Annotated in this window: 7 protein-coding genes; 1 reads left to right on the top strand and 6 read right to left on the bottom strand. The window is 56.2% G+C overall.

The features are described 5' to 3' along the window. Position 1: 1 nt before the first annotated feature. Positions 2 to 2368: an FtsX-like permease family protein gene (locus IEN85_RS02415; protein ID WP_191615480.1), complete on the bottom strand. Its 2367-nt coding sequence runs from the start codon at positions 2366 to 2368 to the stop codon at positions 2 to 4. Between the two features lie 323 nt (positions 2369 to 2691). Between IEN85_RS02415 and IEN85_RS02410 the strand changes: the two genes are divergently transcribed. Continuing rightward, the gene (locus IEN85_RS02410; RefSeq protein ID WP_191615478.1) at positions 2692 to 3615 is read left to right on the top strand and encodes a ThuA domain-containing protein; all 924 of its coding nucleotides are present in this window, start codon (positions 2692 to 2694) and stop codon (positions 3613 to 3615) included. Positions 3616 to 3996: 381 nt separating this feature from the next. On the opposite strand, the gene IEN85_RS02405 is transcribed toward IEN85_RS02410, so the two are convergent. From IEN85_RS02405 to IEN85_RS02385, 5 genes are all read right to left on the bottom strand, one after another. Beyond that, positions 3997 to 6003 (bottom strand): alpha-L-arabinofuranosidase C-terminal domain-containing protein, encoded by a 2007-nt coding sequence (locus tag IEN85_RS02405; RefSeq protein ID WP_224772414.1) that lies wholly within the window; start codon positions 6001 to 6003, stop codon positions 3997 to 3999. Positions 6004 to 6114: 111 nt separating this feature from the next. Next, the gene (locus IEN85_RS02400; protein ID WP_191615477.1) at positions 6115 to 6894 is read right to left on the bottom strand and encodes an alpha/beta fold hydrolase; all 780 of its coding nucleotides are present in this window, start codon (positions 6892 to 6894) and stop codon (positions 6115 to 6117) included. A gap of 52 nt (positions 6895 to 6946) precedes the next feature. Beyond that, entirely contained in the window at positions 6947 to 8305 is a 1359-nt protein-coding gene (locus tag IEN85_RS02395) for a glycoside hydrolase family 43 protein (RefSeq protein ID WP_191615519.1), read from the bottom strand. Between the two features lie 575 nt (positions 8306 to 8880). Continuing rightward, positions 8881 to 10428 (bottom strand): MFS transporter, encoded by a 1548-nt coding sequence (locus IEN85_RS02390; protein WP_191615475.1) that lies wholly within the window; start codon positions 10426 to 10428, stop codon positions 8881 to 8883. 81 nt (positions 10429 to 10509) lie between these two features. Next, positions 10510 to 14019: a PVC-type heme-binding CxxCH protein gene (locus tag IEN85_RS02385; protein WP_191615474.1), complete on the bottom strand. Its 3510-nt coding sequence runs from the start codon at positions 14017 to 14019 to the stop codon at positions 10510 to 10512. Between the last annotated feature and the right edge of the window lie 48 nt (positions 14020 to 14067).

Below are 14067 nucleotides of genomic sequence, written 5' to 3'. Positions count from 1 at the left end.
GCTAAACCTCGCTGAGCGCTTCGCGCGGGTCGGCTTTCAAAGCGGCTCGCGCTGGCAGATAAGTCGCGACAGTCGCGACCGCGATCAGGCATGCGGCCATAAGTAAATAAGGTCGTGCGTCGGTGGCTTCGACTCCGTTGATGGAGCTCTGGATGAGGCGCGAAGCGAAGAACGACAAGAGGCAGCCGATCAGCAGTCCCGAGCTGACGAGCCGGAGGGACCGGGAGAGCGTCAGCACGAGTAGGCTGCCTGGAGTCGCTCCGATTGCCGAGCGGATCGAGAGCTCCTTACGGCTCTGCCGGACGAACTGTCGCGTCGTGTACCAAATGCCCGCGGAAGACAACGCAAGGCCGCAGATGGCGAGCACAGCTAAAACGTAAAAGGCTCCGCGTTCATTGGAAAGCGAGGATTGTCGTGCGTAAGAAAAGTCGCGGATTTCTTGGGCTACGTATTCGTTTTTTGGATCGTGCACGAGCTTTTCTAGGGAATCTCTGATCGTGGCGGGCGGGCCCTCCGACCGAATGTACATGACCATTCGTGGTTGAACCGCGGGCAAGATCATCAATGGACGCGTCTTGGCCCAAGGCTCCGGGGCGAAATCTTTTACTACGCCGACGATGCGGATCGCGGGCTCTCCGGTGTCCCCCCAAGGCCAAAACTCCTGTCCGATCAATTGGTCTTCCGGGAAGAAGCGCTCTCCGAAGGCTTGGTTTACGATCGCGACCTTGAGCGGCCAGCCATCGTCTGTATCCAGAAAATCGCGACCTTCGAGTAGGGTCAGGCCTTGGGCTGCTAGATAGTTGGGCGACACGAAAATCAAATGCGAAGTGCAATTGTCCTCTTCTATGCCGGGGTCGAATTGCGCCGTTTTGATATGGGAGGACCCGAAGCCGCCGAGGGGCCGCGTTGATCCATAGCCGACGTGCGTTACGCCGGGAATCGAGCTGATCGCTTGCCGCAGTTCTTTGGCCGCCTGGTACCTTCGGCCTTCGGGAATGCTCTGCACGGAAATGCGGAAGTAGGTGATGTTTTCGAAGTTGTAACCCGGGTCGAATTCCAACGAGCGCTTGAGCGACTGGGTGTAGAGGAAGGTGGAAGTGAGCAAGGCCGCGGAAAGAGCGACCTGGGCCACGACGAGGGACTTGGCGGCGAACGCGACGTTTGAGTCCTTGGCACCGCGTTTCAGCGAGTCGGCGGTGTTTCCACGCGCAAGGTGCCAGGCTGGGGCGAGACCACTAATCAACCCTGTCGCTATCGTAGTGCCGAGAGCGATGAGTAGGGCAGTCGTATCTAGCCGTACATCGACCGATCGGGTGAGGGGCAGCTGGTCCGCCAAGTCTACCAGCCAAAGGCTGAGCAACACTCCGGCGACGCCGCCCAGCAGGGCGATGCCAAAACTCTCGCCAAGCAGGCTCTTGACGATCTGTAGTGGAGAAGCCCCTACGGAGCGTCGGATCGCGAACTCGCGCTCGCGCCGGTAGGCGTTCGCCAACAGCATGTTTCCGACATTGAAGCAGGTGACTAGCAGCAAGCTCGCCACCAAACCTACGATGATGTAGCTCTGCTGGGCCGCTTCGGCGCTCGATTCCCGGCCTGCTTGGATTTCGTGCACGGCTTGAAAGTCGAGGTTTTGGGATTCGGCGGGGAAGGCCTGCTTGAGGTGGGCGGTCACTCGATCGAGCTGCGTCTGGTAGGCTGGCAGCTGCTCCGGGCTTGGAAGCCGGGCGATAACCCTTTGCCAATGGGCGTTTCGCCCGTCGAAGAGCCAGCTATCAAACGTATGCGCCAAGCTCGTCCAAGCGTGAGGCTTGGTGGTGCGGTGAATACGATCGTGTTCGGGCGGAAGCACGCCGACCACTCGGAAACTCTTGCCGTTGAGGAGGAGGGATTCGCCAACAATGACGTCAGGTCCGCCGAGGTCGTTTTTCCAGAAAGCGTGGGAAAGGACTGCTACAGGCTCCGAACCGAGCTGGAAATCGTCCGGCTGCAGCAGTCGCCCTTGAGCGGCCTTCCAATTGAGCACGCGAAACGGATCGCCTTGCAGTTCGCAGAGCACCAGCAAGCCGGCATGGTTGCCGCTGTTGTATTCTACGGAATAGCGGTGGTGATAACCCAACGCAGGGAAATCGGTGCGATCGAAGAGTTCCCGAGCGTCCGGCGGAGTCATTGTGCCACTGTAGATCCCGCTTTGCACGCGATAGAGTTGGTCGATACGTTCGACTGGGATCGGCCGGAAGACCAGCGCGTCGACGATGGAGGCGGCAGTGGTAGCGAGGGCGACGCCGAGGGCTACGATGCCGACAGCGGTAAGTGTGAAGGCCGGGCGCTTGGCGAGGGCCCGGAGGTTTGCGGGGATGGGCAAGGGCATGTCGAGAGGAGGATCGAAGGATTGCAGGTTGAACGTAAGCGATGGGAGCGCTTGAGCAATAGAATTGACTTGAAGACCCAAAAGCCCACGGCGAGGCGGGCAGTAAAGGGTAAGCCTAGATTCGATAGAGTTTGGAAGGAGCTAAAAGGGGTCGATTCCATACCTTTGCGGTCGGTGCATGAAATCGTTTTGAAATGTTATAGGTCGGTCGGTGTTGTCGAGGGAGGCATTTTCGGAGGAGCGGGAGGTCGGCTGGCGCTACAGGAAATGAAGGGGTTGGGATTCCGCTTGCGGTTGGGGGTGGCGGGGTGTGCACTTGGGAGATGCCCTGGCCTGTTCTTTGCTTGCTTGTTGTATCGATTTTCCTGTTACCGGCTGCAATTGTTGCGGAGAGCCAGGCTTCTATTCGGGCGCTTATCGTCGATGGGTACAGCAATCACGACTGGAAGTTGAATACGGCCCTGATTCGCGGGATGCTCGAGCCTACGGAACTTTTCGAGGTCGACGTATCCACCGCTCCGGCGAATGCTGAATCTCCCGACTGGGACGACTGGGAACCTGATTTCGGTAGCTACGATGTGGCTATCCAGACCTGCAATGATATTTGGGGCGGGCCAGCTTGGCCGAGAAAGGTCCAAAAGGAGTTCGAGTCCTATGTCCGTGAGGGAGGAGGTGTCTACGTATGGCACTCGGGTAACAATGCCTTTGCCGATTGGCCGGCCTACAACGACATGATTGGCCTTGGCTGGCGCGAGAAGGGCTTTGGCTGGGCGATCGCCGTAAACGACGACGGAAGCCTCAAGCGCATCCCTCCGGGCGAGGGGCTGGATACGGGTCACGGCGATCGGCTTGATACTGTCGTCCGCCGCATCGGCGAACATCCGATTCACGCGGGACTGCCGACTGCTTGGCTGACGCCGGACATCGAGGTCTACTACTACGCACGCGGTCCTGCGAAGGACCTCCAAGTCCTTTCGTATGGGTACGACCCGGTGACGACGATGAACTGGCCGCTCGAATGGACGGTTTCCTATGGAAGCGGGAGGGTGTACACTTCGACTTTTGGGCACGTCTGGAAAGGGGACGTTCAGCCGGAGCGCATGCGCTGCGCCGGACTGCAAACCGTGGTGGTCCGCGCTTTGCAATGGCTGGCGGATCGACCGGTCACGTTCCCGGTCCCCGAGGACTTTCCGAGTGAGGGTGAAGTCTCGATCAGGTCGGAGATTAGTGTCGGGTCGTCGGATTAGGACCGACCGTTTGCGACCAAGGGCGAGCGCTTGAGTGCCTCCCTTGCGGAGGCGGAGTCGATCGATCCTGCATTACTGCATGCCCCGGCGGACACGCCCCGCCTTCGAAAATAAACATCCCCGCCGCAAGCGAACGGAGTATCTCAAGGGAATAAAAAGGTGTGCTGGCTTCGGGCGTTTTGGCTTTATCGCAAGCTCGGTACCAAAGGCGGCATTCGCGTTTGTCTTCGGAAGTCGATCCACCTCAGAAGCGTCGCCGGTTTGTTTAAGCTGAAGGCCCTAAAACTCTCAACGGGCAAGCGACGAGCCTAAACCGAAAAAAAGAGTGTATCCAGAAATCTGGATACACCCTCTTGTGCTTTAATTATCTGGATGCCGTTCCTATTTCAGCGGCAGGACGTAGATCGAGGCGCTGAGGGCTGGGGAGTTTAGGCCGTTGCCAGGGTTGTTAATCTGGGTCTCGACGATCTCGACGACGCGTTCCTTGCCGGGTGTGTTGTGGGCGAATTCGTCGGGGCCGCTGAAGTGCCAGCGCTTGCCGGCATCGCCAACTGCCATGCCGCTCAGATCTAGGTCGATGGTTAATTCCGATTCGGTGGGATTAATGACGGAGAGCGTGAGGGCTTTACCGTCATCGGTGAGGGCGGCTGACACGTCCAAAACCTCGTGTTCGAACTCCACGTTTACCGGTTGGGTCCCGAAGTGGCGGCGATACATCTTCAAGGCGATACCCGTGGTATCCATCTCCGCCGCGATGCGAGTTGTCTTGATGGCTCCGATGACGTTCACCGTCTGAGCGTAAAGCGCCATATCGATGATGTCGGTGTGGCGGAAATACTCGTGGAGGCCTGCGGCGATGCCGAGTCCGTCCGCCACGTCGTAGACGCAACCCAGTTCGCCATATTTGTAGGTGCGGTGCCAATAGTTCCATTCGGTCATGGCGATGGGCATGGTCTTTCCGTTTAGCTCTTCGAGCTTAGGCTGCAACTCGCGATGGCCCTCGGCCTTTCTGCGAATGTTGCTGCGCATGTTTTCCAGGTGAGTGGCGATGTCGACGCGCCCCACGTCCGACCAAGGAGTGCGGCCGGTGTAGAAGTGCTCGGAAATGTAGTCCATGTATTCATGGCTGTCCATGAGCATGCCCTCGGTCCAAGTGACGCCGCGGCGGACTTGCGCTAGGTCAGTTTCGTTCACGCGTTCCAAGTCGCCGGAGGCGATGAGTATGAGGTCGGAGTCCGCTCCGAGCATCGCTTCGGCTACTCGGTTGTGCTTGAGCGAGTAGTGATGCAATTGCATGTGGCCTAGCTGCCAGTTGCCCCACATCTCGTTGCCCACGCACCAGTACTTCACGCCGTAAGGCTTCTTGTGTCCGTTGTCGGCTCTCCAGCCCCCTCCGATAGTAGAGGTGTCGCCGTTTGTGTATTCGACCCATTGGGCCGCGGAATAGGCGTCGCCGAAGCCAGTGTTGGCCGCAATCATCGGTTCCGTGCCGAGGAGGCGGCAGAAGGCCAGAAACTCGTCGGTGCCGAAGTCGTTGTGCTCGACGCCGGTCCAGGCCGGATTGACGCGAGGAGGGCGACGGTCGCGGTCGCCGATGCCGTCGCGCCAGTCGTAGCCGCTAACGAAGTTTCCGCCCGGCCAGCGGTAGAGCGGAGAGTCGAGTTCCTTGAGCAGTTCGATGGTGTCGCTCCGCATGCCGTCGATGTTGTCGCCAGGCATGAGAGAAAGGGTGCCCAGCTGGATGCTTCCGCGCAGGACGCGAACGCTAAGAGAGGCGCCCTGCGAAGTCGTTTTGCGAGGAGTGAAGGAAAACGTTTTCTTGGCGTATTTCTTGCCGGAAAAGGTGAGTTTCTGGGAGCTGCTCTCTCCTTCGGCATTGCCCCAATTGAGGCTCACTTCCACTTCGGCGGTGCCGCCGAGGGGCTTGACCCAGAGGTAGCCCGGGTAGTCGAGGCCTTCCTTGAGGCCGAGGTCGTTCTGGCGAACTCCGGTGCCGGAGACGATCCGCGGGGTGTGTTTTCCGACGAAACTGTCTTCTGTGACCATGCTCAAGCCGGAGGGCTCGCCAATAATCTCCCAGGGCGAGGCCGAAATCACTGGAAACTCGGTACTGTCGATGACGCCGGGGAAATCTGGGTCTGCCAGCGTCTGATCACCGTAAGGATTATAGTCTTCGGTGATGGGGTGGTAGAACTTTCGGTCCTCGAGCATCTCGGCCCAAATGCCTCCGTAGATGCAGCGGCCCATATGCTCGATAAATTGGCCGTAGATCATGGGATTGATCGCGTCGGCGCGTTCTTCGGCGTCGATACGGACAGTCACGTCCGTCACGGGTTGGGCTGATAGCGCGAATGGCAGCGCTCCAAGTAGTAGTATTTGTTTTTTCAAGGTCTTTGAGGTTAGGTGTTTGCTCGCTCCGACCGACTTTCGAGCGATAGAAATGATAATGGCTCTCCAGAGAACGGACGTATCACGTTGAACGATGAATGTTGTTTTTATCTAGCGAGCAGTATTCACGTCACCGATACATTCGAACATGAGGTTAGCGACGCCGCGCGGGTCTTCCTGTTGGGCGACATGGCCGCCGGGGAAGGTGCGGATGGTCCAGCCTCGCTCCACGGCCCGTCGCCAGGCTTTGCTTTGGGAGCGCTCTTCGACGCTCTGGTCTTCGGGGATGAAGGCGACAAACGTGACGTCGAGCGCCTTCGCGGCTGGATTGTCGTAGGATACTGCTTGGCTAAAGGTCTTGATGGACTGGGGGGTGTTGTGCGGAGGGGTGGCTTCTTCAGTGACCCAAGGGGTGAGGAGCATCCCGTTTTCGATGCGCGAATCGTTCCTCGGTCCCCCGCTGCCAAACATGTCCCATATCGACTCCCCGTCATTGGGCACCGCGGCATCGAGGAAGATGACGTGCTTGATACGCTCGGGGATCTCGTTGATTACGCCAGTGATAACCATGCCTCCGTAGCTGTGCCCTGAGAGCACTACATCGTGCAAGTCTTCGAATAGGATGAGGTTGACTACGTCGTCAATATGGGTGTCGAGGTCGATGTCCGGATTTGCGAGGTGGTAGCGTTCGCCCAGCCCGGTGAGGGTGGCTCGGTACACTTCGTGCCCCTCATTTTCCAGGTACTTTCCTGTCGCCTTCCATTCCCACCCGCCTGCTGTGGCGCCATGGACGATGACGAAGGTTTCCTTTTCGGAATCTCTCGCTAGGGATCTGGCTGCGATTGAGAAGGCGAGAAAGAAAAGCGTTGTTCGAAGTACTAGGTGTTGCATGGGTGCCTATGGGGATGGGGTTGGTAGAGGCGTATGGATAGTTGTAATGTAATCAGTTGGAGGCAAATTGCCACCAGTCCAGTTTCAGTTCTGAATTTTGGTCGCCTGTGAACCGGATGTACAGGTCATGGATGCCCGTGAGAGGGCTCACCTCTGTTGAATGGCTTTTCCAGTCGTCAGATGGCGAAACCACGGCTTTCGCGAGGAGCGGGCCGTCAAGCGAACCGGTCCGCAGCTCTATTTCAGCTCCCTGGGCTTGGGCTTTGGCGTTAAGGGTGAGGCTCTTGGCTCCTTGTTCTCCAAAGTCGACTCCGACGACTTTTACCCAATCCCCGTCGCTCGCGTGGGCCAGGTTCATGCCCCCTGCGGAGCTCGGCTCCGTTTCGATGCCGCTCTGGGCTGCGAAGGTTTCGCCCTCGACTCGCTGATAGGGATCAAGGGCGCCATTTTGCTCCACTCCGTTAACGGTGTACTCGACTGGGATTATCGCTCCGTTTTCGTCGTATCCAAATTCCTCGAGCGCGATGTTACGACGGAATCCGGTAGGAATGCCGGCCTCGGTGGCGACGATACGGTTGTGGTAGACGTGGTACCACTTGCCTTTGAACTTAAACTCAGCGGCGTGGTTATTGTTGTTGTTGAGGGGCGGCTGGGCGGCAACGATTCCTGCGTAGCTGAAGCCTTCGGTCGGATGCTTGCTGGTCATGTAATCGATACGCATCTCGGCCTTCGGAGTGGTGGAGTAGGTGAAGTAGTAGGTATCGTCTATTTTGTAGACCCACGCTGCTTCGAAAAAGTTCGGGGCGTGCATTTTGATCACTTCGCCGTCCAGTGTGACCATGTCTCGATGCAGCTTCGCTGCCCTTACGTTGTCGTCACCGTTTCCGCCGAAGTAGATGTAAGCCTGATCATCGTCGTCGATGAAAACGCCTGGGTCGAATAGCCACATATTCTCGGCAGGTTGAACGCCAGGGGTTCCGTGGGTAATGAGAGGTTTTCCGAGAACGTCTTCGAAAGGGCCAATCGGGCTGTCGCCGACTGCGACTCCTATGTTGGCTCCACCGTTTCCGAAGTAGAGGAAGAACTTTCCGTCGCGCTCCACGGCCGCAGGGGCCCACGTTTTCTTGGCCCAGGAAGTATCTCTCTCGGCATCGAATACGATTCCGTGGTCAGTCCAGTTTTTCATGTCGCTGCTCGAAACGCAGACGATGTTTGGAATGTTGTATCCACCTTCGACGGGACTTTCGTCGTCGTTCGAGCAGTAGATGTAAACGCGGTCCTTTGTCACTACCGAGGTGGGATCCGCGAGGTAACGATTGGAGACAATGGGATAGTCCGCAAGCGCGATCGAACCTATGCTCGTGCATAGCGTGAGTGCTGTTAGGAAGCGTCTATATCTGGTGGGTGTCATCATGTGCAAACAAGTAGGATCCCTAGGGGTCGCTACGGGGTTAATGTGCTCTCTTCTTTTCCTAGAAGGGAACCGAAGGTACGAGCTTGCCTCAGATGAGTCGCCTGTCAGCCCGACATTGGGGCAAATCTGTCTATATCCTAAGTTCTAGGTTTTGCCTCTACCCGCAAAAATAGAGCAACACTTCACATGGGGTGAAGTGCTCCTCATTGGTAAACGCTGTGTGCGAGATCGAAAGGCCTTACTTCGCTTCTAAGAATTTGTTGACCTCGAGCCAATGCCTGAAGACAGGGAACCAGTCGTTAGAGGTATTGCCTCGATCGCGAGGCCCCCCGTTTTTGATACAGGTGGAATTCCAGCTAGGTACCAAGACATGAGCACGCCGAATTCACCTTTGAATAGGAAGTCGCTGGTGGCGATGGCGTTGAACGTGGCGTACCAAGTTCTCGCTATGTCTCATTAGCGATAAATAAGTTAAAGTGTACGAAGTCACACTGAGACTGCAGCAATCCATTGCGAAGGCCTTCGTTCCCATTTGTCTTGGAAGTGTAATGGTTCTTTTCTGCCTCCGATTGCTAGTTGTCCAGATCGACGCGGCGATAGCCTCCTAGCCGACGGAAGTAGATGAGGAGTCCGAGAAATATCACGGCCATGGTTGCTGGAATGAGCGAGTCGACTCTCAAGGTCTTGCGGTCTCCCTTCAGGCTGGAGTCGATCAAGGTTTGCTGGACCTCGCTCGGGATTTCTTGGGAACGAGCTTCGGCTAGCTTCTTTCCATCGATTGCTGCCACGGGTTCGAAAAACAGCCAGCTATTGGAGTCCACAGCTTTCATTTCCTGATAGATAGCTGGTGCCTCTTCTTGTAACGCTTCGCTCGCGAAACGATCTTTTGCGTATCCTAGTCCAGGCAATCCGATCAAGCCACCGGACATCATGCCAAGTCCGCCCATGATGCTGATCGCGATGGCTCCGGTGCGCGGGAACCGGTCACCTACCACTGCGAGCATCGTTGGCCAGAAAAAGGTTTTGCCAACACCGTATATCAACAATGCCAATACAGCACCCTTGAAGGACTCAATTCCGCTTGAGAGATTCAAGCCCACGAAAGCAAGTACCGAGCAGAGCAATAGCAAGCCGACCGGTGACAGCTTAAGGTGCTCTTCGATCCAAGCGGCGCAAAAACGCAGGACGAACATGGTGAGCGAGGTGATGACGAAGAGGAACTTTCCTTCCTCCGAACTCAGGATGCTTCCAGTGATGTTTTGTATCCATCCATCTGTTCCGAGTTCGACAGCGCCTACCAAGATATGCGTTCCGAACAGGACGAAGAGCATGATAGAACCGAGGGCGAAGCTCGTTATCTTTCCGATCACGAAAATCAACGCTAGAGCAGCAATCGCCAGCACGTATGTAGGGATCGCTGGGAAGGTCGCTTGGAAAAACAGGAACAACATCAAGGCAATCACCGCTCCGCCTAGCAGGCCGACGTCCTTGAACATGTCGCCGAGCTTGAGGCCCTTTTCCGCTGCTTCCGACTTAGGGAAGCGCTGGCCCATGAACATGATTCCGTAAACGATCGTTGGGATCAGGAAGATGGCGAGCTGCCATTTCCAAGAGACATTCATACGGTCGTCAAGGAACCAGCCGACCGCGCCACCAAGCACAAGACCCAGTGGCCAAGAAGCGTGCAGTATATTCAAATAATGGGTACGGTTTTCAGGGAAGAGCGTCGCCACCAGTGGATTTGCTACCGCTTCGAGTGAACCATTCGCTAGCGCAAATATGAAGGTTCCCCAAAAAAGCCACTGGTAGGCGATCGCCGTATCCATGCCGGCAGTCGCCGTGAAGGTGACTACCGCAGAAAGCATATGCAAAAGAAAGGAGGCGACTATCAATTTTCCGTAGCCAATGGAATCGACCACCAAGCCCCCAACGAAAATCCCAAAGCAAAACCCGGTTAAACCGGCTCCGCTGATCACCCCGAGCTGGGTGGCGGAAAATCCGAATTCGGCCCCCCAGTTGTCAAGAATTCCGCCCCGTACGGCGAATCCGATGCCGGTAGCAAGGATTGCCGTAAAGCCGGCGTAGAGAAGACGTTTAGGATGGATTAGGGAGTCAGTCATGGGGTCAGGTTCAGTGTGTTGAGGTGAAACAGGACAAGAAGGCCGAGGGAAAGGATAGCGTTACCGGTTCGAAATATAGGTTTATTTTGTATCCAATGAACGGATATAGGCGACGACGTCTTTGACGGCTTGCTCGTCGACCAAAGTCTTTGCCATCAGGGCCATTTCTGCTCCTTTCGCATCACGTGGATCAGACCCGCGTACCCCCTCCTGGAATTCGCGAATTTGTTTGTAGAGGTACCAGTCTTGTTTACCGGTGAGCTTCGGCGCTGCCAGTTCCGTGTTACCTTGACCTTCGGGCCCGTGACAAGCCACACAGGTCGTGTACAGCGTTTTGCCTTTCGCTGGATCGCCTTCCAAAGTGGCCTCATCTGGAGCATTTGCCTCAAGCGTCTCGAGGTAGTGGGCCAAGTGTGAAATGGTCATCTGAGGACGAGTCTCCATATCGAGGAATTGCAGCGCTCCTTTCATGGCGATTCCACGGGGATTTTTGAAGTGGGTCCCGCGAACGCCTGCATAGAATTTCTGCAGCTGAGTTTGCGTGTACCAATTGTCCATTCCGCGCAGGGAAGGAGCCCCAAGTCCTTGATCGCCTCCTGCGTCTGAACCGTGGCAAGCCACGCAGTGTTGCATGTACAGTTCTTCGCCCGAGGAAACGCGTCCCCAGCCCCAGATTTGAGGCTCGAAAGTGTTTTGCTTCACGAAATCCTGGTACTTCTCTTCGTCGATTTTTGAAAACTGCAGATCTAGGCCTGCAGTTCGCAGCTTCAGCTGCATTTGAGTATCCGCGTCGACGAGACGAGCCATCTCCTGCAAGGCGACTAGGTCGCTACTGCTTGGCTCGTGTAGTTGAGTCTTCCATACGTCGAGGAGAGCCATGCTGGCGATTGCGACTGTCTCGGATGGGAGGCTCTTCCAGTTTCCAAGTGCGGCAACGAGGTCGCCCTCTTGCTTTGCGAGATAGAGCTTCAAGGCAACGTACTCGGGCACCTCTTCGATGCTGTCGAATCCATTTGCGAAATCTATGCTCGTCCCTCCTTCGAGTAAACGTCTCACATACGCGTCGCCATTTTCGAGTACAGCATAGGCAAATGCTCGGCCCAGCCAGGGATCGGTCGTAAACTCAGAGCGGCGACTCAGGAGTTCGTTTGATCGATCTTCCGACGGCGGAAGAAGCCCCAGAGCGAGAAGCGCCTTCAAGCGGGTTTTGGGATCAGCGTCATCGGTCTTGCTCGCAGCCAAACTCAGTTCCTCTTCGCTCCCTGTTTCCGTCAACGCCATAACTGCGTTCTTGCGAACGGATGCTGACGGATGCTCTAAGGCCGCAAGAACAACCGATTCAGCCTGTGTTGAATCAAGGTTAAAAGCGCCGAGTCCGCTTAAGCTCCAAAGGGCATGGATGACTCGCGTGTTCAAACCGATCTCGTCGACTGAATTGTCTTCGAGAACGATTTCGCGAAGCTGAGGGATTGCCTCACGACGTTTTTCTCTCACCAGTTTCCGCTGGGCGGTCATCCTCCAGAACAGATTGTCATTGGCCAAGGTTTCCACCAGCTCCGTCGTACTTGCTTCCGATAGGTCGAGGGACTTTGGGGTCTTCGACCCTTTTGCCACGATGCGATAAATACGGCCGTGATGGCGATCGCGCAGCGGGTTCACATGGGCATTGCCCGCTCCCGTTTCAGCATCGAAGCCTGCCGATTGCTTGGAGGGTTGAGGATTGTGTTGGATGATGAAATTATACCAATCCGCAACCCAGAGCTGACCGTCGGGACCGACGTCAGCAAAAACTGGAGACAGCCACTCGTCGACCGAAGACAAGATGGAACCACGATTTTGGGCAACATAGCTAGAGCCTTCTTCTTCGAGGAAGAATTGGCCTAGCAAATGGCCCGTTGGCCCTCCTATGAACGCTGAGGCATTCCAATACTGTTTCGGGAAAGCTCGCGCTGTGTACAGGTTGAAGCCAGCACCTGCGGTGTAGCGACCGTGGGCGTCTACCTGGAGAAACTTATGCGTGATGGGAAAGAACTGGGTAAAGTCGTCGATCTTCGCTGAAAGCTGAGAGGGGAGAGCAGGGTTTCTCTCGTAGGTGAAAGGACGCCACAAAGGTACATGCCAAGCAGGCGCGTTGTTGGCGGTTGACCCGAAAATTTCGAAATCCTCGCTCATGCCTAGTCCCCAAGTGTTGTTGCTGAAGAGACCTATTGGCTCGACGGTTCCGTTATCCGTATCCATGCGGAATACACCTTGTCCAAATTCTCCCTGTGTCGACTTCTCGACCTCCGAGTAGCCGACGGCTCCCCAGATCTTATTGTCGAAACCGTAGCGCAGGTTAGAGGGACCGGCATGAGTATCTCGAATTCCCCAGTAATCGTTTATTGGATACTTGACGTCGGCCTTGTCGTCGCCGTTCGTATCTTTGAGAAACAGGAAATGAGGCGCTTGGGCCACGATCCATCCGCCGTCCACGGGCGTCAAACTAGTCGGGATATTCAGTCCTTCCGCGAACACGGTGAAAGTATCTGCTCGCCCGTCGCCGTCCTTATCTTCGCAGATGAGGATTCGGTCGTTACCCTCTTGGTTCGGGTCGACGTTATTAGGGTAGTCCACAGATTCCGCAACAAAGAGGCGTCCCTTTTCGTCCCATGCGAAAGCAATCGGGTTCACGATGTCTGGCTCTGCCACGAACAATTTCATTTCGAAGCCGTCCGCAACGAGACTTAGCTTCTCGGATTCTTCAGGAGAAAAGGCGCTCGCGAGCTGGGGAGCTGGGCTTTTTTTCAGGTAGTTTGGAATCGTATCCGCAGCCTCGTATTTCATCTCTGGCATGCTCGCTACCAATCGCCGATTCGCCTCGCTTTTCTCCTCGCCGACGCTCCAGAGAATCCCGCGAATCAGCAGGTCGTGAAACGCTTCCTGTCCCCAAGTGTTCATATCGTGGCCGTAAGCGGTGTAGAACACGCGGCCTTTACCGTGAGTTCGAGTCCAGGTCCATGGCTCGTCCTCCCGCAACATCAGCACTTCCCGTTGGTCCTCGTTGTGGTCGGCGTGCACATAAGTTTCGTCCTTGGTGACGAAGCCTTCGTACCCCTGCAAAATGGGGTGTGTCTCTCTACCCTCTGGTATCGTTGTAGAAAACTCCTCGTAGCCGTGGCTGCGGAAACGCGCTCCGACAAGGTCGACGAACTCCTGCGAATGTCCGAAGCAGGCGCTCGCGCAATGAACAGGTAGGAACCCGCCGCCGTTCGCCACGAATTCGAGCAAGGCCGCTTCTTGATCGTCACTGATGGTATTGTAATTCGCATACAGCATCAGAGCGTCGGTTGCCGCCAAGTCCTCCGGGTTGAGCACATCCAGTGTCTCCACATAACGCATACGAATTTTCTCGTCTCCGAGAGAGCGGTTGAAGACGGGAGCGAATACGTGCGACAGGTGGTAACCGCTACCTTCGCGTTGACCGTGCCCTATGAACAGGAGGTCGATAACGCCATCGTCATCGTTTTCCTGGGCCGCAACGGATGGGCCCGCCGTAAAGATTGCTGCGATTGCGGCCACCACAGCCAGTCGGTGGATAAAGGATTGTTTCATCTGCGAGTTACAGGATTTTCAAGAAAGAAGCGGGTACGCGTCTCGCGT

The sequence above is a fragment of the Pelagicoccus enzymogenes genome (assembly GCF_014803405.1).
Taxonomy (GTDB): Bacteria; Verrucomicrobiota; Verrucomicrobiia; order Opitutales; family Opitutaceae; genus Pelagicoccus; species Pelagicoccus enzymogenes.
Note: the sequence above shows the minus strand (reverse complement) of the source record. Positions and strands in the feature narration are given on the sequence as shown.